Annotated in this window: 26 protein-coding genes; 22 read left to right on the top strand and 4 right to left on the bottom strand. The window is 26.4% G+C overall.

Annotation, left to right across the window (positions count from 1 at the left end; translation table 4 throughout):
- The 5 genes from AACL10_RS04000 to AACL10_RS03980 all read left to right on the top strand — a co-directional run bounded on the left by AACL10_RS04000 (position 1) and on the right by AACL10_RS03980 (position 3,632).
- Positions 1–690 (top strand): hypothetical protein, encoded by a 690-nt coding sequence (locus tag AACL10_RS04000; RefSeq protein WP_338984816.1) that lies wholly within the window; start codon positions 1–3, stop codon positions 688–690.
- An 83-nt stretch (positions 691–773) separates the two neighbouring features.
- Positions 774–1,124 carry a hypothetical protein gene (locus AACL10_RS03995; protein ID WP_338984814.1) on the top strand — a complete coding sequence of 117 codons (351 nt, stop codon included), beginning with the start codon at positions 774–776 and terminating at the stop codon, positions 1,122–1,124.
- 15 nt (positions 1,125–1,139) lie between these two features.
- Positions 1,140–1,640, top strand: a complete 501-nt coding sequence (locus AACL10_RS03990) for a hypothetical protein (RefSeq protein WP_338984812.1) — start codon at positions 1,140–1,142, stop codon at positions 1,638–1,640.
- Positions 1,640–2,887 (top strand): tyrosine--tRNA ligase, encoded by a 1,248-nt coding sequence (gene tyrS, locus AACL10_RS03985; protein ID WP_422398163.1) that lies wholly within the window; start codon positions 1,640–1,642, stop codon positions 2,885–2,887. Before AACL10_RS03990 ends, tyrS begins: the two co-directional genes overlap by 1 nt.
- A 13-nt stretch (positions 2,888–2,900) precedes the next feature.
- Positions 2,901–3,632 (top strand): hypothetical protein, encoded by a 732-nt coding sequence (locus AACL10_RS03980; protein ID WP_338984808.1) that lies wholly within the window; start codon positions 2,901–2,903, stop codon positions 3,630–3,632.
- Between the two features lie 11 nt (positions 3,633–3,643).
- On the opposite strand, the gene AACL10_RS03975 is transcribed toward AACL10_RS03980, so the two are convergent.
- The gene (locus tag AACL10_RS03975) at positions 3,644–4,384 is read right to left on the bottom strand and encodes a DUF3800 domain-containing protein (protein ID WP_338984806.1); all 741 of its coding nucleotides are present in this window, start codon (positions 4,382–4,384) and stop codon (positions 3,644–3,646) included.
- A gap of 106 nt (positions 4,385–4,490) precedes the next feature.
- On the opposite strand from AACL10_RS03975, the gene pgsA reads away from it, so the two are divergent.
- Genes pgsA through AACL10_RS03960 form a run of 3 tightly spaced genes read left to right on the top strand, consistent with a single transcriptional unit; the run spans position 4,491 to position 6,443 of the window.
- Positions 4,491–5,156, top strand: a complete 666-nt coding sequence (gene pgsA / locus AACL10_RS03970) for a CDP-diacylglycerol--glycerol-3-phosphate 3-phosphatidyltransferase (RefSeq protein ID WP_338984804.1) — start codon at positions 4,491–4,493, stop codon at positions 5,154–5,156.
- Positions 5,137–5,937, top strand: a complete 801-nt coding sequence (locus tag AACL10_RS03965) for an SDR family NAD(P)-dependent oxidoreductase (RefSeq protein ID WP_338984802.1) — start codon at positions 5,137–5,139, stop codon at positions 5,935–5,937. The genes pgsA and AACL10_RS03965 overlap by 20 nt, the downstream gene beginning before the upstream one ends.
- Entirely contained in the window at positions 5,937–6,443 is a 507-nt protein-coding gene (locus AACL10_RS03960) for an L-threonylcarbamoyladenylate synthase (RefSeq protein WP_338984800.1), read from the top strand. The genes AACL10_RS03965 and AACL10_RS03960 overlap by 1 nt, the downstream gene beginning before the upstream one ends.
- Before the next feature lie 28 nt (positions 6,444–6,471).
- On the opposite strand, the gene rpsD is transcribed toward AACL10_RS03960, so the two are convergent.
- A complete protein-coding gene (gene rpsD / locus AACL10_RS03955) occupies positions 6,472–7,089 on the bottom strand; it encodes a 30S ribosomal protein S4 (protein ID WP_338984798.1) in 618 nt (205 codons plus the stop codon).
- 268 nt (positions 7,090–7,357) lie between these two features.
- Between rpsD and AACL10_RS03950 the strand changes: the two genes are divergently transcribed.
- From AACL10_RS03950 to AACL10_RS03885, 14 genes are all read left to right on the top strand, one after another.
- Positions 7,358–9,109 (top strand): septation ring formation regulator EzrA, encoded by a 1,752-nt coding sequence (locus AACL10_RS03950; RefSeq protein WP_338984796.1) that lies wholly within the window; start codon positions 7,358–7,360, stop codon positions 9,107–9,109.
- 10 nt (positions 9,110–9,119) lie between these two features.
- Complete coding sequence (gene thiI, locus AACL10_RS03945; protein ID WP_338984794.1) at positions 9,120–10,331, top strand: tRNA uracil 4-sulfurtransferase ThiI; 1,212 nt, start codon at positions 9,120–9,122, stop codon at positions 10,329–10,331.
- Positions 10,294–10,587, top strand: a complete 294-nt coding sequence (locus AACL10_RS03940) for a hypothetical protein (RefSeq protein ID WP_338984792.1) — start codon at positions 10,294–10,296, stop codon at positions 10,585–10,587. The genes thiI and AACL10_RS03940 overlap by 38 nt, the downstream gene beginning before the upstream one ends.
- A gap of 15 nt (positions 10,588–10,602) precedes the next feature.
- Positions 10,603–11,010, top strand: a complete 408-nt coding sequence (locus tag AACL10_RS03935) for a J domain-containing protein (protein WP_338984790.1) — start codon at positions 10,603–10,605, stop codon at positions 11,008–11,010.
- 60 nt (positions 11,011–11,070) lie between these two features.
- Complete coding sequence (gene dnaE, locus AACL10_RS03930; protein ID WP_338984788.1) at positions 11,071–14,067, top strand: DNA polymerase III subunit alpha; 2,997 nt, start codon at positions 11,071–11,073, stop codon at positions 14,065–14,067.
- Positions 14,068–14,121: 54 nt separating this feature from the next.
- Entirely contained in the window at positions 14,122–16,818 is a 2,697-nt protein-coding gene (gene polA, locus AACL10_RS03925) for a DNA polymerase I (protein ID WP_338984786.1), read from the top strand.
- 13 nt (positions 16,819–16,831) lie between these two features.
- Positions 16,832–17,665, top strand: a complete 834-nt coding sequence (gene mutM / locus AACL10_RS03920; protein WP_338984784.1) for a DNA-formamidopyrimidine glycosylase — start codon at positions 16,832–16,834, stop codon at positions 17,663–17,665.
- A gap of 150 nt (positions 17,666–17,815) precedes the next feature.
- A complete protein-coding gene (locus tag AACL10_RS03915; protein WP_338984781.1) occupies positions 17,816–19,090 on the top strand; it encodes a DnaD domain protein in 1,275 nt (424 codons plus the stop codon).
- On the top strand, positions 19,090–19,989 hold the full coding sequence (locus AACL10_RS03910) for an ATP-binding protein (protein ID WP_338984779.1): 900 nt from the start codon (positions 19,090–19,092) through the stop codon (positions 19,987–19,989). Before AACL10_RS03915 ends, AACL10_RS03910 begins: the two co-directional genes overlap by 1 nt.
- Before the next feature lie 120 nt (positions 19,990–20,109).
- Complete coding sequence (gap, locus tag AACL10_RS03905) at positions 20,110–21,126, top strand: type I glyceraldehyde-3-phosphate dehydrogenase (RefSeq protein WP_338984776.1); 1,017 nt, start codon at positions 20,110–20,112, stop codon at positions 21,124–21,126.
- A 59-nt stretch (positions 21,127–21,185) separates the two neighbouring features.
- Entirely contained in the window at positions 21,186–21,698 is a 513-nt protein-coding gene (locus tag AACL10_RS03900; RefSeq protein WP_338984773.1) for a type II toxin-antitoxin system antitoxin SocA domain-containing protein, read from the top strand.
- Between the two features lie 21 nt (positions 21,699–21,719).
- On the top strand, positions 21,720–22,916 hold the full coding sequence (locus AACL10_RS03895) for a phosphoglycerate kinase (protein WP_338984770.1): 1,197 nt from the start codon (positions 21,720–21,722) through the stop codon (positions 22,914–22,916).
- A 108-nt stretch (positions 22,917–23,024) separates the two neighbouring features.
- A complete protein-coding gene (locus tag AACL10_RS03890) occupies positions 23,025–23,771 on the top strand; it encodes a hypothetical protein (protein ID WP_338984768.1) in 747 nt (248 codons plus the stop codon).
- A gap of 40 nt (positions 23,772–23,811) precedes the next feature.
- Positions 23,812–24,606, top strand: coding sequence for a hypothetical protein (locus AACL10_RS03885; protein ID WP_338984765.1), 795 nt, complete (start codon positions 23,812–23,814; stop codon positions 24,604–24,606).
- 42 nt (positions 24,607–24,648) lie between these two features.
- Here AACL10_RS03885 and AACL10_RS03880 read toward each other — a convergent pair whose 3' ends face one another.
- Together AACL10_RS03880 and AACL10_RS03875 are read right to left on the bottom strand one after the other, a co-directional pair.
- Complete coding sequence (locus tag AACL10_RS03880; RefSeq protein WP_338984763.1) at positions 24,649–25,548, bottom strand: hypothetical protein; 900 nt, start codon at positions 25,546–25,548, stop codon at positions 24,649–24,651.
- Positions 25,549–25,610: 62 nt separating this feature from the next.
- Complete coding sequence (locus AACL10_RS03875; RefSeq protein WP_338984761.1) at positions 25,611–26,579, bottom strand: hypothetical protein; 969 nt, start codon at positions 26,577–26,579, stop codon at positions 25,611–25,613.
- Positions 26,580–26,610: the final 31 nt, after the last annotated feature.

The following is a 26,610-nucleotide window of genomic DNA, read 5'->3' as shown; positions in this document are numbered from 1 at the left end:
ATGGACCAAAAAAACAATAATTCAGCAGAACAAGCAAAATTAGAAAGTGAACAAGCTAAAAAGAGACTTGAAGAAATTAAACAAAGCAATAGTTTAATGAATTCTCAAGTAACAGCTAATAATTTTTATGTTCCTAAAAGAAAAAATAACAGTTCTGACAATGGTGATGTAGCTTTAATTAAACCTAGAAAGAAGAAAAACCTTCCTTTTACAAATGAGCAACAAAAAGAAATAGAAAAAACAATGTCAGATATACAAACTGAATATAAAGAAATTCAAAAAGAGAAAAAAACTGTTGAAAAAAAACTTATTAAAGAAGAACAAAAATTGTCTAGATTAATAGTTAAAACAAACAAAAAAATTAGTTCTTTAATTGATAAAGAAGATGATGAAAAGTTAGAAAAAACAGTTGAATTACAAGCTCAATATTTAAATGCTTTTGATAAAATACACGATGATATTGATACTCTTGTTTTAAGTGAGAATAAAATATCTCTTGAAGATAGAAGAAAACACATTTACAATAACGCTTATAATGCAGAAACTGAAAGAGCAAGAAGACTTGTTCAATTAAGAAATAACAATAAGGCTTCTTGAACAAATCAAATTAAAGAAAAAAAGAAAAGTGCATCTAAAAGAAGCAGTGATAATTGAATGGAAAGACTTGGAATACTTGATGACGATGAATAGTTATCAAGTTTTTTTATTCCCAATTTAATTTTCAAATCAGCTCTTAGTGTTGTATAATTTTAGTGATTATTAGGAGATTATTTATGAATTTAGCACTTATATTTGCTTCAACTTCAGTTGAAACAACACAAACAGTTATGATAATTATTTTACTAGCATTAGCTATCATTTTGACATTGTATACAATTATGACTTTAAGAAAAGTTGGTATTGCAGCTAAAAAAGTAGATTATTTCTTTGAAGATCTTACATATAAATCAGAAATGTTAAATGCTACTGTTGATACAGTAGCAAGAGTAACAAACTATGTTGATATATTTGATGCTTTTGCAAAAAGAAACGTTAAATCATGAGTTAAAGTTGCAACAAAAAACAAAGACGTTGTTTATAAATTGGTTGATAAATTAAGAGAATTTGCCAATTCAGAAGATTAATCGGGGGGTAATAAAATGTTTAAATTATTAAAATTAGCCTCATGAGTCTTTCTTGGAATGATGTTAGCACCAAAAAAAGGTGTTGAAATTAGAGCTGACTTTGTAGATTATCTTAAAAAATATAGACCACAAATTAAAAAATTAATATCAACAATAGAAGAGACTTGAGAAAAATCTCAAGGTAATGAAAGTGACGAAGTAATTGCAAATATTGAAATGAAACTTTCAAATATTAGAAATGCCAGTGATGAATTAGATGCTGCTAAAACAAAGGAATTAGCATTTAAAGCTTTACAAAAAATTGGACAAACAACAGTAAAAATTGGACAAGAAGTTGCAAAATCAAATAACGTAAAAATAATTGCAAAAGATTTAGCAATGATAACAGTAGATATAATAGATAAAGCAGATGAAGTTTATTCAAAAGTAAAAGATGTTTCTATAAGTATGAGTGAAGATGTATATGAAGTTGGAGACTCAAAAAAACCTAAAGCAGTAATTAATAAGGAGAAATAATAATGCGTAGCATTTTAGAAGAACTAAAGCAAAGAGACTTGCTTAAACAAGTAACTAATGAAGAAAAAATAGCAAATGCTCAAAAAGATGGAGCAGGAATATACTGTGGATTTGATCCAACAGCAGATTCTCTTCATGTTGGTCACTTAATTCAAATAATAAATTTAAAAAGATTTAAAGATTATGGTTTTGCACCAATAGCTATATTGGGTGGTGGAACTGGAATGATCGGTGATCCTAGTTTTAAAAGTGAAGAAAGAAATTTACTTACTTTAGAACAAGTTGGAGAAAATGTTGAGGCAATCAAAAAACAATTAAACTTTTTAATACCAGACATCAATGTAATTAATAATAATGATTGATTAGGAAAAATGTCTTTAATTGATTTTTTAAGAGAAATAGGAAAAGACTTTAACCTAGCTTATCTTTTAGCGAAAGAAAATATAGCTTCAAGAATCGAAAAAGGTTTAAGTATAACTGAATTCTCATATACAATGCTTCAAGGATATGATTTTTATAAACTATATGTAGAACAAAATTGTTGAGTTCAAATCGGTGGATCTGACCAATGAGGAAACATAACTAGTGGTACAGATTACATTGCAAGTAGAGTTGGAAGAGAAAACTCAAAAGCTTGTGGGGTTACAATGAATCTTTTAACTAAAAAAGATGGTGTAAAATTTGGTAAAACAGAATCTGGAGCTATTTGATTAGATAAAAATAAAACAAGTGAATATGAATTCTATCAATTCTTCATAAATCAAGATGATGAAGATTGTGAAAAACTATTTAAATTCTTAACAACATTACCTGTTGAAGAAATTGAAAAAATAAAAGAAGAACATTCAAAAGAACCGTTCAAAAGAATAATGCAAAAAAGATTAGCTCAAGAAGTTACAACATTTGTTCATGGAAAAGAAGGTCTTGCAAAGGCTGAAAAAATAACAGAAGCTTTATTCAGTGGAAATTTATTAGATTTAGATAAAAAAGATTTATTATCAATGATTAACTCAATGCAAAAAGTTCAGGTTTCAAAAAATCTTGAATTAATTGATTTCATCATTGAAGCAAAAATAGCAAGTTCAAAGAGAGAATCAAGAGAACTTATAAATGAAGGTGCTATTTGAATTAATGCTAATAACAAGTTTGAAGAAAATGCTGTAGTTGATGAAAAGATGTTAACTGTAGAAAATTATATTATTGTTAAAAAGGGTAAGAAAAAATACTTTATAGTAGAAGTGTTATAGGAGTAATCTAGATATGGATTTTAACTTAATTTTAAAAAAAACTGTAGAAGAATTATTTAGTTATTTTAATGATGAATGTTTTAAAAACATTAAACTAAATGGTAGAACAATCAGTATAGGTTCAAATAATTTTTCTGAAAAAATATCAACAGAAAATTTGGATTTAATAGATTCTGTAATTGAACAATTAAATGCACTAAGACAAGAAAATCAGGATCTTTTAACTAAAGAAAATTCTGATCACAAGTTTTTTGCAAGTACTGAAATTATTTTATCATCAGCAACAGAGGGTTTTAGAAAGGTTAAAGAATCATTTAAAGATTTAAACTTTCTAAAACATACTGAATCAGAAAAAAACTTAATTGATTTAAATGAAAAATTCGTTGTTAGAAAATTAACATCAAATTCTCAAATGGTTTTAAATAAATATGAAAACCTATCTCCAAGATTTATTAACAATGATAAGGTAGCTAGATTTATAAATTGCTTAAAAAACATCACAGCTAGTGAAACTGTAGAAGAAATAGTTAAATGAGCAACAGAGGTTATTTTAAGACAAGATGAAATTAAAAGACTAGATCACTTTATTGATTACAGTGCTTTAGTTGATGAATATGGTTGAGTTCATGACATAGTTAAACTATCATCTGCAAACGCTGACTTTATGGGTTTAATTGTTAATATTGAAATATTTTCAAATGTGATAAACCAAAAAGTTTTTAAAGAAACAAAAGTTAGAGCATAAAAAAATCACGATTAATCGTGATTTTTATTTTGATCCATTTCATTCAATTTTTTGAAATAAGATTTTTTAAATGGATAGTAAATTGTACCGTTCTTAATTCTTTCTAAAATATCTTTGTTTATTTTAGTTTGAAATAATTTATTTTTTTCTGAATTTGGGTTGTTGTAATAAGTATATACAACATGATCCAAAATATCTGCAAGTCTAATAACATCTGTTATTTTACTTGATAAATAATATGTATTTATAGTATATGGTTTTTCAATATAATTTGTTTTCAATAAATTTTCTAATTGGTTATATTCTGTTTTTTTAAGATTTCTTTCATCCATTAATAAAAATATTCTGTTACATTTTTCATCAAATTTAAATAATTTTGAGTTAAAACCAAGTAAGTTATTAACGAAAAAGTCATATGCAAGCATCTCATTAACTGTGAAGTGCTCACCTAATTCTTTTCTAGAAACAACTGAGAATATTGGACAAATAAGATCTCCTATTTCTTCAAATATTCTGTTAACAAAATCAACGGTTGCCATTTCTTCTAATTTATTACCTTTTAATTCGAAACTTTTAGGGATATTGTATTTATTTTTAACTTCATTTTCAATTTGTCTTATTTTTGATTTAACTGTATCTTTATCAGAGTATAGAAAACCACCAACAATAAAGTAATTAGCTATATCGTTTTGATTTAATTTACCACTTTCATCAAGAGCTATATATAATTTCTCTGATATGAAGTTACCCATAAATATTCCCCCTCATTAGTTAATATTTTATCACATTTAAATGTTTTTAATTTGGTTAGTTAAGAGTGTTGTATTATAATAATTGTAAATGAAAAGAGGCAAAATTATGAACTTGGCAAATAAAATTACACTTGTAAGAATAATGTTAATTCCAATAATAGTTGTTTTATTATTAATAACTCCAGCAAATCAAGTTGGATATGATGGAATAAAAGCTATAGAAGGATGAAATGTTTTTGAAATAGGTAAATACTCTTTACCTGGAACATACTTAATTGCAGGTGTCTTATTTATAATAGCAAGTCTGACTGATATGTTGGATGGTTATGTAGCTAGAAAATATAATATGGTAACAAACTTTGGTAAGTTCTTTGACTCAATTGCAGATAAATTATTAACAAATGCAGTACTTATAATATTTGCTTGTTTCCAAATATTGCCAATCTGAATGTGTGTAATTCTAATATGTCGTGATTTTATAATTGATGTTGTTAGACAAATATTGGCAACTTCAGCAGTTGTTATGGCTGCAAACCAAATGGGAAGAATAAGAGCTACAGCTGAAATGCTTGGATTAACAATATTATTTTTCTTTGGTATTCAATGTTGAGAAGGTGCTTATGAATTTGGGTGAATAAACCAAGTTGTTATGATACCAATGTATTTAACAACCGTTCTTTCAATTTTATCTGCAGGGATTTATATTCATGCAAACAGAAAAGTTTTATTTGATGGTTCTACAGAAAAAAATAATGAAAAAAAATCTAAATAAAGATACTTTTGCAATAGTTACTGGGGCAAGTAAGGGTCTTGGTTATTCTTATTGTGAAGAATTACTAAAATTAGGATATAACGTTATCGGTATTGCTAGAAATACAGATAGTTTAAAAGAACTACAAAATAAATATAAAGATTTAAAAGTTGAGGGGTGAGATTTGGATCTAAGTGATTTAAAAAACTCATACAAAATTTTTGAAGACTCAAAAAAATATAATGTGGAAATTGTTATAAATAATGCAGGTTATGGTGTTTGAGGTTATTTCGATCAAACAGATTTAGAAAAAGAAATGAACATGTTGGATTTAAATATAAAATCTCTGCATATAATTACAAAATTATTTGTACAAAAATTCAAAGAAAATAATAAAGGTAGAGTTTTAAATATAGCTTCAATGGGTTCTTTTACTCCAGGACCTGTATTCTCTAGTTACTATGCTTCAAAAGCATATGTTTTAAGTTTTGGTATAGCTATAAATACTGAGCTTAAAAAACAAAAAACAAAAGCTAGGGTAATAACAATTTGTCCAGGAGCACTTAAAACAGATTTCTGAAATAGAAGCAGTGATGAAAAAAGAGCAAAATTAAGAAATGGTTCAAAAGCTATGAAATCATCAACTTATGCAAAGAAAAGTTTGAAAAAGGCAATTAAAATAAAAAGAAAAAACTATATAGTTGTTGGCGGATTTAATAGAATGGCTAAAAAACTTACAGACTGAATGCCAGAATCTTGAATTTTAAATTCAGTTTACAATTATCAAAGGAAGACAAAATAATGTTGTCAAAAAAAGACATAAAAAGTGCAATAAGGTACTTAAAAGACAACAAAGTTGTAATATTGCCAACAGATACCATTTATGGATTAAGTGCTTTATACAATAATGAAAATGAAAATAAAATTAATTTAATTAAAAAATCAAAAGAAAATAAGAAGTTGATTGTTCTATTTTCTAAGATTAAACAAGTAAAAAAACTAATTAAGTTAGAAAAAGAGTTTTTTAAAAATCTTAAATTAAAAGAACCTATTACTCAAATAGTTGAAACTAAAGAAGGCAGTATAGCTTTAAGAAAAGTCAAAAGAAGAGACTTAAAAAAAATAATAAACAAAACAGGTTTAATATTTTCAACAAGTGTTAATTATTCTGGTAATCCATTTTTAAGTAAAAAAGAAGAGTTGGAACTATTCAACATCCAAATAAGTGAAGTGTTTTGAGATGGCATTCTAGAATCTAAGCCTTCCAAAATAATTGACTTAATAAATAAAAAAACAATTAGAGAATAAAAAAATGAGCTCAAAGCTCATTTTTTTATTATTTAATTAAACGGTTGTATCATTCAACAATTAATGCTTCATTGATTTCTTGGTTTAATTCTTTTCTTTCTGGTAATCTTACTAATGATCCAGTCATTTTTGCTTTATCGAATTTTACAAATTCAACAGTTGATGCGTTTGATGCTAATGCTTCAACGATTTTATCGTTTTTTTGCATTTTATCTTTAACTGAGATGATATCTCCAATTCTTACTGAATATGAAGGAATATCTAATTTTTTACCATTAACTAAAATGTGACCGTGTGAAACTAATTGTCTTGCACCTTGTCTTGTTAATGATAATCCCATTCTGTAAATTACGTTATCTAATCTTGATTCTAATTGTTGTAAGAAGATTGTTCCTGTAATTCCTTTGATTTTTTTAGCTCTTGCATAAGTGTTTCTGAATTGTCTTTCAGTTAAACCATACATGAATTTAACTTTTTGTTTTTCTTGCATTTGTTGACCATAACCTGAAAGTTTAGTTCTTCTTGCACCGTGTTGTCCAGGTGCTGTAGTTCTTTTTTTACCTTTTGAGAACTCTTTACCTGTTTCTAAGATAGAAAATCCGTATCTTCTAGCTTTTTTGAATGTAGATCCTGTATATCTTGACATACTTTTTCTCCTGTTTTTCTATTTTTTTATTATATTATTTGGAAAATCATAACTAAAGATAAACTCCAGCAAAGGAAGTCTATATTTCGCCCTCCATCTGCAGGGGTTACTTTTAATAAGTTATAGACTAATTATTTTGCAGTGTTTATTTGCAGATTAACCAAAAATAATTATATATTAAATTCCCCTATAAAAGTAAGTTAATTTAAAAAAACACTCAATAATTCTCTATATGATATAATGAATTTGATTTTAAGGAAGTAAAATTATGAAACCATGGGATATTGATCAAATATTTAAAAATCCAGTGTACATAGGGGCGTTATGTACTTTTTTTGCTTGCCTTGTAATAGCGATGATAATATTGATTTTAATGAATATTTATAGAAGAATCCTTCAAACTGCAGCAAAAACAATTGATTTAATGGATGATTTAAAAAAATCACCTTTAAAATACCGTTTAATGAGAATATCAATGATATTTGAAGAAACAAGAAGTTTTGAAAAAGAATTAATGATTTGAAGAACAAAATATGAAATCCTTTTCGAAGTTGAATTACAAAAAGTATTTATGGATTTTGTGGGATTGATTGAAGATAGAAAAAACACAAGACCTAACCTAAAAAATCTTAAGAAATTTGAAACTGTTTATGAAAGAGCTATGACAATAAACAAAAATGTTCATGAAATCTTTATAGAAACAATGAATAATTTAGAAATAGAATTTATACAAAGAGATTCTTTAACATTCCAAAAAGAGTTATTTAGAATACTTAAAGATGAAGTTATAATGACAACTTTTAAAGATATAGCAATTGATGAAATTAAATTAAAATCAACAATTGACCAAATAGAAGGTCTTTTTGAAGACTTCTATTTAAAACTGGATGAAGGTAGATATAAAGAAAGTTGAGACTATTTATTGAAAATAGACCAAGCTTTAATATTTTTAATTGAACTTTTAGACTCAATACCATATGTTATTTCAATAATTACAACTGTAATACCTCAAATGATGATTGAACTAAAAAATAAACACGTTACATTTGGTCCGGTAAGAAGAAACTTACCTATAAATGCAGTAAAATTTAGAGAACTTGAAATAGCAATTGATACTTTAAGAATAAAAATAAACAACGAATTACAGAAATTACAATTTAAAAAAGCTAATAGAACTTTAAAAGATGTATTTAATCAAATTAATGCTTTTAGAAGTGTTGTGGAAAATGAAGACAACTTAAAATCTTTCTTTGAGGTTAGAACTCCAGATATAAGAAATAAATTTGATATGATTGAACATTCATCAAGACTTGTTGAAAGAGATTTCACTAGAGTAGAGGATATAACTAAACAATTTTCTAAAGATAGAAATGATTTTGAGACTGCAAAAGTTTCATTTAGAAAAACTAAATCAAAAGCTGATTTATTATTCTCACAAATAGATTTAGGAACCAATAATGGTTCTGAAATTAATCTTTCAGAAATTAAAGTGCAAATGTTGGAGTTAATGGAACAAGCTCTTAAAGATATGGCTGCATTAGAAAGATCTGCAAAAGTTGTTGAAAGTAAAAGTACAAATATTGATTCATTAGCTAATCAAGTTGTATTTATTCAATCAATTTTAAATCAACTTGATGTAAAAATTAATCAATTCAGATCTATAAAAGAGTTAGAAAGATTTATTGAGCCAATTCAAGAAATGCATATCAAGTTAGATAAGTTTTCTATGGACACATTAAAGAAAATAACTACCCAAGAACAAAGAGAAGTTATTTCTAATAGAATCGAACAATGTAATCAAGAAACTCTTGTTATTGCAAGAGATCTTAATGATACAATTTTTTTAGATTACATTTCTCAAGAAATAATAGTTTATTTAGAAAGATATGTTGGAAAAATTGAAGGAATCGAAACAGTTATTTATGATTGTGAAAGATTATTTAAACAAAGACAACTTGATCAATTAATTGGTTTCTCATTAAATCAATTACTAAAAATAAAAGAGAGCAGAATTAGATAAGAGGTACTAAATGAAAAATATATTAATAAGATATGGTGAATTAACTTTAAAAGGAAATAATAGAAATGCCTTTATAAGTAAGTTAATTCAAAATATCAAATTTAAACTTAAACAGTACAAAGAAATAATAGTATATAAGAAAGACCACAACAGTTTGGTTTTAGAAATAAGTGATGAATCTAAATTGGATGAAATATCTTCTATACTACAAAACATCTTTGGTATTTACTCATTATCTATTGTTGAAATTGTTGATAAAAAAGAAGATGTAATTCTTTCGAAAACTTTAGAAGTTGCAATGAAACATTCAGGTACTTTTAAAGTTGAAGTTGAAAGAAAAGATAAAAGTTTTGAACTAAGTTCTCAAGAATTAAAAACAAAAGTTGCTGTTAATATTTTAAAAAATAATCAGAATATTAAAGTTGATGTTCATAAACCAGAATTAAAAATAACTGTAATTATTAAACACAATGGTGCATTTATATTCACTTCAAGAATTAATGCTTCAAAAGGATTACCAGTTGGAGTAAGTGGAAAAGGTCTTTCATTATTAAGTGGAGGAATAGATTCTCCGGTTGCAAGTTACTTAACTTTAAAAAGAGGTATGCAAGTAGATTTTCTACACTTTATGACACCACCACACACAACACCCGAAACCTTAGATAAAGTTTTCAAATTGGCAAGTCAAATTGAAAAATATAATCAAGCAAACTTCTCGTTATATGTTTGTGACTTTTCTATGATATTAAAAGAATTAATGCATATAAAAGAAGAATCATACAGAATAACTATTATGAGAAGAATTTTTATAAGAATAGCTAATAATTGATCGAAAATTATTGGTGCACATGCAATTATTACAGGAGAATCTCTTGGACAAGTTGCTAGCCAAACAATTGAATCTATAAATGTTATCAATGAAGTTTCTCAATTACCAATATTAAGACCGGTATTAACTTTTGATAAAGAAGAAATTATTGATATATCTAAAAAAATAGATACATACGAGATATCTATATTACCATTTGATGATGTATGTTCTATGTATGTTCCTAAAAATCCTGTTACAAAACCAAAAAGTTATGTAGCTCAAAAACAAGAAGAAAGTTTATTATTAGATGAAATGATAGACTATACTATTAACAACTTAATTAAAACTTATATATGAAAAGATGGTGGTTTAGTTGAAAAACAACAAAGCGAAAAAGAAAACAGAGACTAGTAAATTCGGAGTGTTCAATGGTAATGTGGTTAACAGTGAAACATTAGCATATGATCAGGAATTTGAAATAGAAAACTATAAAGATGATTCTTTAACTATTTCTGAAATTAAAAGTCCTATTCTAAAAGATAAAAAAAGTGAATCAAATAATAAGAATAAAAAGAGAAAAACAAATTATTTTATTTACAAGATTACTGCATATATAATAATACTATTGTTAATAGTTGTACTAATAGTTTGATTATCAATAAGTTAAAAAGAGGTGAATAAATTGGATGATTTATTAAGAATCATTTCCAGAATAATTAATGCAATATTTATATACTTAATATTGGATTTAATTTTCGGTGGTCGTAGAAGAAGAAACGGCGGAAGACAAAGAAATAGAGATAATAGTCAAAGTCGTTATTCAGATGAAGATACTGCTGGATATGGATATGACGAATCGAACTCATACCAAGACTTTTATAGTGGAGAATCTCAAATAGATCAAGCTTATAAAGCTTTAGGTCTTGAAAAAGGAACTTCTCTAAAAGATGTTAAAAAAAGATATATAGAACTTGCAAAAAAATATCACCCAGACAAAAATCCAAATAACTTGGAAGCACAAGCAGAAATGACAAAAATTAATAATGCTTATGAAACAATTGTCGATGAATTTAATAGGAGAAAACAATAACACTATTTATAAATGGTGTTTTTTTGTTAATGATGTAAAATAAAAGAAGTGAGGTTTCGTATGGAATATTTAAATTTACTTAATGTTCAAAGTTGCTATAATTTTCTAAATTCAACAATTAAGATTGAAGATTATTTAAATTTCTTAAAGTTGAATAATCTGGATTATGCATTTTATTCAGATAAAAATACAATGTATGGAGCTGCAGAATTTTATGATAAAGCTAAAGCTAAAGACCTAAAACCAATTATAGGTTTAAATGTTGAATTGTCTTTTGGGAATGTTTTAATGTATGCAAAAAATAATAATGGATTTCAACAAATAAGTAAAATTAGTTCGTATTTAAATGAAAACGAAAAAACAGATCTTACAAAAATTGAAGATTTATTTTGAAAAACTATTTCAAATGATTTAATTGTAGTTTCAATCTTTTCTATTGAAAATGTAGACAGCTACTTAGAGAAGTTTAAAAAATTATTAGATGAAGAAAATTTTTATATAGGTATAACAAAACAAAACCACACTTATTTTTCTAAATTCAAAAATATTGTTTTTGCCAATCAAATTAATTTTTTAAATGAAAATGAATTTTCTGTTTATAAAACTCTGAAAGCTATAGGTGAAGGAAAGTTAATAAATGAACTTTTAAATGTGGAAAAGAATTTTTATTACCCTAAAGAATTGGTTGCAAAATACGTAAGTTGTGAAAATCACATAAATAATATTTTGAAAATAACTTCACTAATAGATTTTGAAAATATTTTTGTTTATGAAAAACATTTCTTAAAATACCCAAACAGTAAAAAAATGCCTTCTAAAGATTATTTAAAAATAATATGTGAAGATTTTTTAGAAAGCTATTTAAATATCAAAAATAATTTAGACAAAGAAATTTATAAAAAAAGATTATCTTATGAATTAAATGTAATTAATAAAATGGGATTTGAAGATTACTTTTTAATAGTTCACGACATGATAAGTGAAGCTATAAAATTAGGAATTCTTTATGGTCCAGGTAGGGGATCGGCTGCAGGAAGTTTAGTTGCTTTCCTTTTAAAAATTACAAAGTTAGATCCAATAGAATGAGATTTATTGTTTGAAAGATTTCTAAATATTGACAGGGTTACACTTCCAGATATCGACCTTGATTTTCAAGATGATAGAAGAGAAGAAATTTTAGAATACTTATTTAATAAATATGGAAAAGATCATTTTGCAACAATAACAACTTTTCAAACAATAGGAATAAAAAATGCTTTAAGAGATTGCGGAAGAATATTTGATGTTCCTTCAAGTGATATTAATCATATGACTAAACAAATTAATGATAAAAATGTTAAAGACCTCGCTCTTGCTTTAGAGGATAGTGAAACTTTAAGAAAATACAAAGAGAAGTATCCTCAAATTTTTGAAATAAGTGAAAAGATAATTGGTCTTCCTAGACAAACCGGAACTCATGCTGCTGGAGTTGTTTTTTCAGATGTAGAACTTTATAAAGTTGTACCAACAAAAATTGGAATTAATGGAATATCTCAAACTCAATTTTCAATGAATCATTTAGAGGAAATTGGTTTAATCAAAACTGATATACTAGGCTTAAGAAATCTTTCAATAATTCAAGAAGTTTTAAAAAATATTAAAATGGTAGACAAAACAGAAATTAAATTAGAAGAAATACCTTTAAATGATAAAAAAACTTTTGAACTTTTAAAGTCAGGAGACACAAGTGGTATATTTCAACTAGAGTCATCTGGTATGACAGATGTTCTTATAAAAATGAATGTAAGCTCAGTTGATGATATAGCTTTAACAAGTGCCTTGTATAGACCTGGACCACAAGACAATATTCCATTATTCATTGAAAGAAAAAATAATAGTGGAGCAAAATATTCTATTGACAAAAATGTGGAAGACATTTTAGAATCAACATTTGGAATTATTGTTTATCAAGAACAAATAATGCAAATGCTTCAAAGGGTTGCTAACATGAGTTTGAGCAGAGCCGATATTGTTAGAAGAGCAATTGGTAAAAAAGATAAAAATCTTATGACACAGTTCAAAGAAGAATTTATTGAAGCTGCAATTAAGAATGGTTATTCTCAAAATAAAGCAAATGAAATATGAGTTTATATTGAAAAGTTTGCACTATATGGATTTAATAAATCTCATGCAATAGCATACTCATTAATAAGTTATTGAATGGCATACTTAAAAGCAAATCATAAATCATCTTTCTATTGTTCTTTATTAAATGGTTCAATAAGAAATGAAGTTAAAACTTCTCAATATTTAAATGAAATAAAAAATGCAGGATTTAATATTAATCCTCCTACAATAAAAAATCCTAACAGTATTTATATTTATCATAATAATATGATCAATATTCCAATGAACATAATAAAATTCATTGGACCTGAATTCTTAAAAAATATTAAAGAATTATTTAAAACTAATAAATCAGCTTTTGACAATATACTTTTATTCATAGGAAATATGAAAGATAAAGGATTAAGTGAACAAAGATATATAGCCTTAGTTTATTCGGGAGCATTTGATTGTTATGGGTTTTCTAGAAAAGATTTAATAACAAGAAGAGAACAGATATTCAACTTAGCATCAACAGCTACATTATTAAATGATCCTAATATGACTTTAGATTTAGAAAAGAAAAAAGATAAGCCAGAAGAAATAGTTGGTTTTGAAAAAGAATATTTAGGATTCTTTGTCTCTGCTCATCCACTTTCTATAATTAGACAAAAAATTATAAACAGTGATAAATTAAGAACTTTAAATAGTTTAAAAGATGAAGGTATAGTTTGTGATGTTTTAATAAACATAGAAAACATAATTACTAAAAAAGATAAAAACGGAAATGAAATGGGATTCATAGATATAATGGATGAAACAGACACTCTTGTTGTAACTGTTTTCTCTTCTGTTTTTGAGAATTTAAAACCCAAATTAAATCTCGGTAAAAACCTGATTATTAAAATAAAAACACAAAAATTCAATAACAAAATTAATGCTGTGTTATTGGAAATTATCAAAGAGATATAATAAAAAGTGCCAAGGGCACTTTTTTTGTTATTATAGAATTAACGGTGAAAAATTATGAAAAACAAATTCTTACTTGTAGATGGTAATGCTTTAATTTTTAGAGCCTTTTATAGTTCTTATGGAAGAGCAACTCTAACAACAAAAAGTGGAATACCAACAAATGCAGTATACTCATTTATTAATATGCTTATGAATATCATTGAAAAAAATGATTATTTTTGCGTTAAGGTAGCTTTTGATAAAGGTAAAAAAACTTTTAGACACGATAAATTAAAAGACTATAAAGCAGGAAGAGCAAAAACTCCTTCTGAACTTGTAATGCAATTCCCTATAGTTAGAGAATTCCTTACACAAGCGAATATAGAATGATTTGAAGTAGACAATTATGAAGCCGATGACATAATTGGTTCTATTTCAAAAACTCTTGAAAGTAATAAAGATGTAGAAACACATATTCTTACTAGTGATCAAGATATGTATCAATTAATTTCTGATAAAACTTTTGTTTTATCTCCACAAATTGGAACAAGTGATCTAATGGTTTACAATAGAGAAAAATTATTTGAAAAATGAGGAGTAACTCCAGAACAGGTTATTGACTACAAAGGTTTAAGAGGAGACTCTTCTGACAATATTAAAGGTGTAGCTGGTATTGGAGAAAAAAGTGCCAAAGAATTATTACAAGAATTTGGAACACTAGAAAATATTTATGAAAATATAAATAAAATAAAAGGTGCTAAACAAACAAAACTCTTAGCAGGAAAAGAAGATGCTTTCCTATCAAAAGAAGTAGCAACTATCTATAAAGATATGGAATTGAATAACATAAGTTTTGAAAAAACAATCATAGACTTCTCTGGTCTAAGAGATTTCTTTATAAGATATGAAATGAACTCTCTTTTAAAAAAATATAATTCAAGAAATGAAGAACCTGTTCAAGAAATAAAAATGAATTATGAAAAATTAGATAAATGAAATAATAAATATAATGATAAGGAAAATTATATTTATTTAGAAACTTTAAATGACAATTATCATACAAGTGACGTCATTGGAATCTCGATTGTAAACTCAAAAGGAAATTTTTATTACTCATTTAAATCAAGTGAAGAAATAAATATTTTCAACTGAAGTGAATCTGTTTTAGATGATCAATTCCAGTCTTTCTTGTTAGATGGAAAATTTAAAACTTATGATGTTAAAAAAACTATAGTAGCTTTAAAAAAGATGGGATATAAAATTAAACCAGAACTTTTCATTTACGACATGATGATAGCTTGCTATGTTATAAATTCAAATATTAAATCAAATTTTGAACAACACGTAGTGATGATAGATCCTTCTAATGAAATAAAAACATTTGAAGAAATTTTTGGTAAAGGTGTTAAGAGAACTCAAATAATTGATGAAAAAATTAAAATGGATTATTTAGTTTCAAAAGCACTAATAATAAAAAACTATGAAGAAGAAATTTTAAAACAACTAAACGAAAACAATCAAATGAGCCTTTATGAAAAAATAGAATTACCTTTTGCAAAAGTTTTAATAGATATGGAAATAGAAGGTATACAAGTAGATAGACAAGAACTATCAATACAAGAAAAAAATATTTTAGAGTTATTAAATAATTTAGAAGTTGAAATAAAAAAAGATTTAAGTGAATATATTGATGATAATTTCAACATAGGTTCACCTAAACAATTAAAAGAACTTTTATTTGAAAAGATGAAACTACCAGACTACAATAAAGGAAGCACTGACAGAGAGACACTTGATATGTTAGAAGATAAGCATCCAGTTATTTCAAAAATAATTGCTTTTAGAAAATATAGTAAGTTACATTCAACATACTTAAAAGGTTTTGAAAAATTTATTCACCCAGACAGTAAAGTTCATACAATATTTAATCAAACTCTTACAAATACAGGAAGACTTAGTTCAAGTTATCCAAACATGCAAAACATTTCTGTAAGAGACGAAGAACAAAAAAATGTTAGAAAAATATTTATAATTAATGATGAAAATATTTATTTAAGTTTTGACTATTCTCAAATTGAATTAAGAGTTTTAGCTGATATTCTTAAAGAAGAAAAACTAATTCAAATTTTTTCAATGAAAAGAGATATTCACTCTGAAGCTGCTAGAAGTATTTTTAATTTAAGTGAAAGCGAAGAAGTAAATTCAGATCAAAGAAGGGTAGCTAAAATTTTCAACTTTGGTATCCTTTATGGATTAAGTGATTTTGGTTTAGCAAAAGATTTAAAAATATCTATTCCTCAAGCAAAAGAATATATAAAAGCTTATTATCAAGGTTTCCCTCAAATATTAAAATTTAAAGAAGAAGTTATTAAATTTGGATATGAACATGGTTATGTTGAAACTTTAGGAAATAGAAGAAGATATATTTATGAATTAAGTAACTCAAACTATATGGTTAAGCAATTTGGAGAAAGAGCTGCAGTTAATGCTCCGATCCAAGGAACTGCTGCAGATATTTTGAAAGTGGCAATGATAAATGTTTTTAAAAACTTAAATGAAAATGATCTTGAATCAAAAATGGTTGCTCAAATACACGATGAAATAATCTTATTGGTTAAAAAAACAGAACTAGAGCAAGTTAAAGAAATAGTTCTAGAAACTATGAAAAAAGCATATGACGATTTATTAGAAGTATCAAACAAACAAAGAAAAGCTCTTGTTGAGTTAGAAATCAACTACTCACAAGCAAGCGATTGATTTAACTTAAAATAAGGAGGCTACAAAAATGCCAGAATTACCAGAAGTTGAGACCGTTATTAGGGTCTTAAATAAAAAAATTAAGGGTCTTACAATTGAAGATGTAAAAATAACATATCCAAACTTAATAAAATCAGATATATCAATTCCTGAATTCGAAAAAACTTTAAAAGGTAGAAAAATAGATGCTGTTTCAAGGATTGCTAAACACATAATCTTTGAATTACAAGATTTGGTTATGATTAGCCATTTAAGAATGGAAGGTAAGTGATTTGTTTATGATAAAGGTACTTTATATGATACAAAACATGTAGAAGCTATATTTACTTTAAGTGATAATAAAATGCTTATTTACACTGATACTAGAAAATTTGGAACAATTCATTTGCAAAGCAAATCATCATATAAAGAAGAAAAACCAATCAATAAAGTTGGTCCAGAGCCCTTTGATAGCAGTTTAAACGGGCAATACCTTATGGATATAATGTCTAAGTCAAACAAACATATTAAAACTGTTCTGCTAGACCAGACAAAGATATCAGGAATAGGTAATATTTATGCAGATGAAATCTTGTTTGATGCAAAAATACACCCTGAAAAAAGAGCTAGTTCTTTAGAACTTAAAAACTATGAAGATATACTAAAATCTTCTATAAAAATCTTGAAAAGATCTATAGAACTTGGTGGTTCTACAATTGACAGTTATCAACCAGAACAGGGGATAGATGGTAAATTTCAAAATGAACTTAAAGTTCATTTAAGAAAATCAAAACCTTGTTTTGATTGTGGAAGAATTATTGAAAAAATAAAAGTAAATGGAAGAGGAACTTACTTCTGTAAAGAATGTCAGTTTTTATATTAAAATGTGGATAACTCAAAAAACACCTTTATTAAAGGTGTTTTTATCTTATTTTTATTAACATTTGATATGCAATTTTATAAAAAATATTAAATATGTTTCAATTTTTTTTCTTTTTTTTATTATTAATAAGCAAAGGGTTGGAGGTAACTTATGGATAATTTTAGCTATAGAGTAGTTCTTAAAAATATTGCAGACAGCTCAAATAACAAAATAATAACTTACCTATACCAACCAATAATAGGATCAAAAGCCGTTGCTTTATATAATACTTTAATTAATGAATCTTACATCTTGAGTGATTTTAAGAAAATAACTCTTTCTAATACAAGGTTATCTAAAATTACTGGAATTAGTTTAAATACACTACCTAAATACTTTAAAAAATTAGAGGCTTTAGGTTTGTTAAGAACTTTAGAAAATATTGAAAAACAAACTGTCATTTTTAATGTTTATTCACCATTAGAACCTGCTGAATTCTTTAATAATCAAGTTTTTAATAGTGCTTTATTAGGTAAATTAAAAAAAGATGATTATGAACTTGTCAGATTTACTTTTAGAGATGAAGGTGAAATATCAATTGAAAGTGGATATAAAGACACTTCTTCAAAATTTGCAGAAGTTTTTGGAGAGATTGAAGATATTAAATCAGTTGAATCACCAATGATTAAAGCAAAACCAAAAAGAACCAATGCTCTATTAAAAGGGCTTGATTATGCTAATTTAATTGAATCTTTAGAAAATGAAGATGTAATAATAAGCAAAAACAACCAAGTTGTTAAAAAAGCAATAGAAGATGTTTTTGGGTCATATAATATTAGTCAATTTGAAATAAAAGAAATAATCAAAAAAATATATTCAAAAGAATCATGTTCTTTTGAAACTGCTGTATTTTATGGAGAAGTTGCTAAATTAGTGTTTAAAAAAGATGAATTTGAAACTACAGTTCCTGAATTTGATGCTACTTTAAATATTCAAAACCAAAAAAACAAAAAGTTAAGCGAAATGGAAACTATCGAACCAGAAGAGTATTTATTAGCATTATTAAACTCTAAAGAAAAGAAAGTTTCAAAACTTGAAAAAATTCACAATGAAATAATTGCAGACCTTCAAAATAAATTCAAATTAAGAAATGGTGTTATAAACTGTTTATTTGATTTTGTTTTCTTAAAAAATAAAGGTCAAATAGTACCTAATTATATTTATAAAATAGCTTCAACTATGTCTGAAAATGGATTTAAAACAGCAAATGAAGCATTTGAATATTTAAAAGTTGCTCACCAAAAATCAAGATCTAAAGTAAAATCAAATATTGATATAAAAACTAATTTAAATCCAAAATGAGATGAAGCTTTAAATAAAAAAACTTACAAAATTGAAGTTGAAGATGACTTAACATTTGAAAAAACCGGATGAGGTGATTATTAATGTTAAAATTCAGTTTAGAAGATATTAAGAATCATAAAGATTTAAAAGAATTAATTTCAAAACACAATATTAGTGACCAAATTCTTGAAAACAATATACTTGTTATAAATAGATTTTTAAATGACTATATATACTGTTCAAAAGAAGAGGGAATGGAATTTTGTAAACAAACAATACCTGGGTTACAACAAAAACTAGTATATAAAAATAATCTATTTTACATATCTAGCAAAAATTGTAAACATTGAATATTTGAAAACAAAGACCATAAAATACTTAAAAACATCATTCATGCAGATTTTGATTTACAAGAAAATACCCAAACTATAGGTGATTATATTGAAACACTTGATTTATCTAAAATGAGTCAAGAATCAAAAACTCTTTTTACAAAAATAAGAGAAAACATTACTAACAATTCTCATAAAGGGCTTTATTTATATGGTGCTCCAGGAATAGGTAAAACTTTCATTATGAAGAGACTTGCCAACACATATGCAAAGAAAGATAAGAAAGTTATATTTGTGACTGTTAACAAGCTTGTAAAGATAGTTAAAGACACTTTTAACCAGCAAGAAAAAACAGAACTTTCAAAGTTTTATGATGATTGTTTAAAAGTTGATGTTTTAATACTTGATGATATAGGAGCTGAAATAGTAAGTGACTGAAGTAGAGACGAACTATTATTTGGGATATTAAATCATAGGTTGGAAAATAAAATGATTACCTACTTTACTTCAAATTTCTCAATTTCAGATCTACAAAAGTACTATTTAAACAAAAGAGTTACTGGTGTAGAGGAAAAGAAATTTGAAATGCAAAAGACATTAAGATTTACAGAGAGAATAAAAGGCCTTTCAAATGAATTTGAAATGACAGGTAAAAACCAAAGATATTAGTGGAATTATTTTCCATATATAAAAAATTAATATGGAAAAAATGGAAATAAAATTTTATTGTTTTGTTTAATAAATAAGGCAATAAGGTATAAAATTAAATCGTGAAAGGAATTGACTAATATGAAAAAAATAGCAATTAACGGATTTGGAAGAATTGGTCGTCTAGCATTTAGACAATTATTCTTATCAAACGATATCGAAGTTGTAGCAATTAACGACTTAACTGATTCAAAAAAATTAGCATACTTATTAGAATTCGATTCAGCTCAAGGAAAATTCATGAGTGGAAAAATTGAATCTAAAGAAGGAGCTATTATTGTTGATGGAAAAGAAATCAAAATTTTAGCTGAAAGAGACCCAAAAAACTTACCATGAGGTGAAATGGGAATTGACTTAGTAGTAGAATGTACAGGATTCTACGCTGACAAAGCTAAATCACAAGCTCACATTGAAGCAGGAGCAAAAAAAGTAATTATTTCAGCACCTGCATCAGGAGATTTAAAAACAATCGTTTTTGGTGTAAACCACAAAACATTATCAGCAGAAGACACAATCGTTTCAGCTGCATCATGTACAACAAACTGTTTATCACCAGTAGCAAAAATCTTAGATGAAAAATTTGGAGTTGTTAAAGGATTAATGAACACAATCCACGCAGTAACAAATGATCAAAGATTATTAGACTTAGCTCACCCAGAAGACTTACGTCGTGGGCGTGCAGCTGCATGAAACATCGTTCCATCAAAAACTGGAGCAGCAGCAGCAATTGGTAAAGTATTACCAAACTTAAATGGAAAATTAGATGGATTAGCATTACGTGTTCCAACTATTACAGGATCAATCGTTGATTTAACTGTTGAATTAGCAAAAAACACAACAGTTGATGAAATCAACAATGCAATTAAATCAGCAGTTACAAGTGACGCTGAATTAGGATTAGCATTAGAGTACTGTACAAAAGAAATCGTTTCTCAAGACGTAATTGGATCAACATATGGTTCAATCTTTGATGCAACATTAACAAGAGTTATGGAAGTTGAAGGAAAACAAATGGTTAAAGTATTCGCATGATACGATAACGAAAACTCATTTACTTCTCAATTCATCCGTACAATTAAACACATGTTAAGTTTATAATTTTCTAAATATATACAATAAGCATATTTTTAAATCGATAGTAATATTGAGGTGAAAATATGTTTTTTTATTCTAAAGATGAATTTATTGATTACATTTTAAATGTAATAGCTAAGGTTAAAAAAGACAATAACTTAAAAAAAGTAACTCAAATCCAAATTCAAAAAGTTATTTACATAGTTTATAGTTACTTTTTATTATTTAAAGAAAAAGTTGCTAATATTGAATTTGAAACTTGAAGGTGGGGACCTGTTATATATGACTTGTGAAAAAAACACACTTCTTATTCAAGATCTGATATACCAATTACTTATATAGAAAAAATAGATAAGGATATAAACAAAAATTTTGAAATGGATAACAAAATTGCTTATGAAATAGTAAAGTTCCTTTTAAACTTAAAATCCTGAGATATTGTTGTTATTTGTCATGAACAAACTCCTTGAAAAAAACTTTATAAACCAAGTAAAAATACCCTAATAAAGGACCTAGATATAATAAGGTTTCACAATGAAAATGAAGATAATTTTTTTCATTATATAGATTTTATGGTCAAAAATGTTTTAAAATAATTAGGTATAGGAGAACGAAAAATGAAAAAAACATTAAATGATATTCAAGTATCTGGAAAAACTGTTCTTGTTAGAGTTGACTTTAACGTTCCATTAAAAGATGGAGTTATAACAGACGATAACCGTATTAGAGCAGCACTACCAACAATTAACCACTTAATTGAAAATGGAGCAAAAATAGTATTATTTTCACACTTAAGTAGAATTAAAGAAGAAGCTGATAAAGCTAAAAAAACTTTAGCACCAGTTGCTAAAAAATTAGAAGAGTTATCAGGAAAATCAGTTAAATTTGTTCCTCAAACAAGAGGTGAAGAATTAGAAACAGCTATTAAATCATTAAATGAAGGAGAAATTCTTTTATTTGAAAACACACGTTTTGAAGATGTTCAAAATGGTGAAGTTGTTAAATTTGAATCAAAAAACAATGCTGAATTAGGAAAATACTGAGCTGGATTAGGAGATGTGTTTGTAAATGATGCATTTGGTACAGCACATAGAGCTCACGCTTCAAACGTAGGGATCGCATCAAACATAGCTGAAAGCTGTGTAGGATTCTTAGTTCAAAAAGAATTAGAAATGTTAGCAAAAGGTATTGATAAACCAGAGCATCCATTTGTAGCAATTATTGGTGGGGCTAAAGTTTCTGATAAAATCGGTGTTATCGATAATTTATTAGAAAAAGCTGACAAAATTATTATTGGTGGAGGAATGGCATATACATTCTTCAAAGCACAAGGTCACAGTATTGGTAAATCATTATGTGAAGAAGATAAAGTATCATTAGCAAAAGAATACTTAGATAAAGCTAATGGAAAAATTATTTTACCAATTGACTCAGCAAATAATACTGATTTTAAAGATACAGAACCAACAATTTCAGGTGTTGATTTACCAGAAGATGTAATGGGATTAGATATCGGACCAAAATCAATTGAATTATTTGAAGATATTTTAAAAGATGCGAAAACAGTTGCATGAAATGGACCAATGGGAGTATTCGAATTTGAACACTACAACAAAGGTACTTTAGCGGTTTGTGGAGCTATTGCTAACTTAAAAGACTCATTCACATTAATTGGTGGAGGAGACTCAGCTGCAGCTGCAATCCAATTAGGATTTAAAGAAAAATTCACACACATTTCAACAGGTGGTGGAGCTTCATTAGAATACATGGAAGGTAAAACTTTACCTGGTGTAGAGGCAATTCAAAATAAATAATTAATTAGAACACGGATATAACCGTGTTTTTTTAATTTATAATTAAAAAAGGTGATAAGTTTGAAAACTAAAAGCAGGAGCATTGATAATACAGAGTGAATAACTAATATGTTTTTTGATTCAAAATATATATACTTTTCAGATAGCAAACCAAATAATAAAACTAATACTTTATGTTTTATTGATAAAAATATATTTAAAGAAAATTTAAAAGTTAAGCAAGACATGTATAGATCATTTCTTGCTCACCCAAACCCTTTGTTATCTTCAATTCAATTATCTTCAAATACAGATTTAGAAATATATGGTATATATGATAATTACATACAAAACTTTGTTTCTATAGAAGACAAAAAATACATAAGTTTTATAATCAATGGCAAAGTTTATACAGCAGATGTTTTAGATTTAAAAGTTTTATATGAAATTCAAATATTAAAAGTAATTGGAAGTAATTTAGTAATAATAAAAAACAACAAGACTTTATTGGTTGATAAAAACTTTAAGGATATAAAAACTTTTGAATATGATTTAATAGATATTATTGAGTTTGAAAATAATTATATAGTTCATAAAGCAGATGAAACAATAGTTTTAATGGATCAAAATTTTAAGGAAATAGATGTAATTGAACCGAATAGTAATTTTAAGAAAATTTACTACATAAACAAAAGAAACATCCTAATAAGTTATAGAGATGATTTAAACACTTTGATTTACAACTTTCTAACAAAAAAAACTGAGGAATTTGATCAAAGTTTTATAAAAAGAGCCATTATGTTGGATGAAAACATATTAATGGTGAAAAAATTTGAAAAAAATGACCCAAGAGATTTGTTAAAATTAATATATTAGTATACAATTATACTAGTTTGAAAGGCTAGGTACCCTCAAAATGAATCCAATTTTAAGACCTCATGATGGAAATCACCCAGAATTCGGTTATTTCTTTCAAGACATACAATTGTATTTTAGTTTCGGAGCATTCGTGTTTGCTTTACTTGTTATAATAGCAGCAAGTATTATAAACATAACTGTTTATCTAAAAACTAAAACTAAAAAAAGTAACGTACTACAAAAAGATTTATTTAAAGCATTGTCAATTAAAACAAACTATACAGATATTAAATTAATGTATGGACAAAGAAAAAGAGTTAACAACCACTTTAACTATAGAGCTGCTTATCAAGAATTACATTTACCAAAATGATATGAAGAAAACAACTCGTTAAAGGGAACAATGTTAATGTTATATAACTTCACAAATATCTTAGATATACGTGAACAATCTACAAACTTTTGAAGTAGATCAATCTACTGTCATATATTAGCTGCATTTGGTGTAGCTGCAAACTTATCTTCATACCTAAGCTTTAGATTCTGTAATCTAGGAGCATTATCAGTTATGAACTTAAACTGATTGTTTGTAGCATTATCAGCAGCAGGAACAGTTATGTTAATAGCTGCTTGAGCATGATGAATTAAAATCTTTAGTAAATTAATTAAAAAATTAGATGAAATAACTGTTGGTAATTTACCAGATGATGAGAAAAAGCAAGTAATGAGTTTATTCAAATTACAAGCTTCAATCCCATTCACAATAAACACAACAATTATTATTCCTAGAGAAATTGATGAAGAGGGAAAAGAATCTTCACCAAAAGCTAAAAAAGAAAAATTAATATCTTAAGATAAAAAAAATAACTCATATGAGTTATTTTTTTTATCTATATTAACCTTGAGTTTGTTGTGCTTCAAAGTTTCTTTGTTTTTCAGCCAATCTTGAGTAGTCTTGATATTGAACTTTGTCAGCTCTTGATCAAATACCTTTGATTATTCTATTTATTGTATAAATAATGAATAATTGCATTGCTATTCTGTAAGCTGCTCAAGTTGCATTGAATAATGCACCCAAGAAACCTCTTCTTCTGTCGAACATATCGGCAAAAATAGAAATAATTGACAATACTGAGTTGATTAATTGTAATATCAATCCTATTGTTGCAATGATTAAGTTAATTACTGCAACAAAGTTCATAATAAAGTAACCAAATCCTTTTTTGTCTCAAGTTGCTTTTGCATTAGGTGTTGCAAATAATAAACAATTTAAAACACCTCATGCTAGGATTGCTCCAAAAACAATAACAACGATTTGATCTGCTAATCCTGCTTCAAATATAGCTCCTTTACGAGAGAATTGTGATAAAGCAAAGTATATTACTAAAGCTAATCCTCCTGAAACCAATGAATTTCCACCATATCCTTTAGATATTGTGAATTTAGGACTTATTGTTGATTCAATTGGTATGTTTCTCATTTGTGCCAAAACAAATGGAGTAAATAAACCACCAATTGAAATTGAGAACAATGCTAAAATGTATCTGTTATTTAATAATGTAACATCATCTGCTTTTTTTAAGAAGTTGATGATGTAACAACAAAAGAATACGTTAGTTATTGAGAAGAAACCTACAACGGCAAACAACATTGGCGCATAAACTCAAGAAGTATAACTTTTATCAAACATATAGTATGTAAATACTAACAATAAAAGTATTCCTGAAAATAAACCAAAGTAATTTGCTCATTTAAGCATTCTTCTAATTGAACTCATTTCTCTGTTTCCTTCCATAATTACACCTCCTTAAGAGAATTGTACCACCAATAATATACAAAAAAATAACTAGTTAATAACTAGTTATTTTTTATGTATTCTATAACTTCTTCTTTTGGAGGTCTATTTTTTATAAGTACTTTATATTCACCAAAAGCCTGTTCTTTACTCTCTATTCCTATGTAGAAATATGGATCTTTTATTAATTCATTATCTGGAATTTCTTCTCCAGAAATGAATGTTTTTCCTCCTGGTTGAGGAATTGCTCTATATATTTTTTTTGGTCTATCTATTTTTGTAAGACTAGTGTTTTTCTCTTCGTTTATATGAGCAATTACTTTAGCTCTCATATCTGATTGTAAATCATCCATAAATCAGTTTATCATTTGAGATTTTAGTTGGAAATCAATATTTTCTGGGAAAAATATTCCTCAATCAAGACTATCTTCTCCATCAATTCAAACTTCCATTGTTATTTCTAATTCAAAATTATTTGTAAATTGAGATTTTATTTCACTTAAATCACTAAATCTTTCACTAGAATTCCCACCATATAACCTAACTTCTTTTTTGTTTATAGTTGCAAACACATTTATATAATAAAAAGTTCCGTTGTTTGGATCTGTATATTGTTCAATAACAAGTCTGTGGTTTTGAACATCCATTTTATTCAAGTCTTTTTTTGCATCTACAAATTCTTTGCTAAAGACCTCAACGTTATTGTTTGCAGATTCTGTAAATCCAGTAAAAGTTGTTGAAATCATATTTATTTTATAAATGTTTGAGTCTCTCTCTGGTATAGAATCAAACATTAATTGAATACAATCTGTTAAAGATTTTGTAAATTCATCTGATGAAAGTTCAGCTACCTTAATACCGTTTTTATTTTCTCATTTTATATCATTTCAATTTAAATTTTTAAAATCATAACTATATTTAAAGTTCTTTATTACAGTTTGAGAAGGGGCAAATAATGCATAATTTATAATTGGTGCTGTAGAACCTACAGTTAAAGCAGATACACTTAAAATACCTAATAGCTTTTTCATTCTTATCCCTCCATAATTAATCTAATTATAA

Source organism: Spiroplasma endosymbiont of Diplazon laetatorius, from assembly GCF_964019625.1.
In the GTDB taxonomy this organism is placed as follows: domain Bacteria; phylum Bacillota_I; class Bacilli_A; order Mycoplasmatales; family Mycoplasmataceae; genus Spiroplasma_A.
Note: the sequence above shows the minus strand (reverse complement) of the source record. Positions and strands in the feature narration are given on the sequence as shown.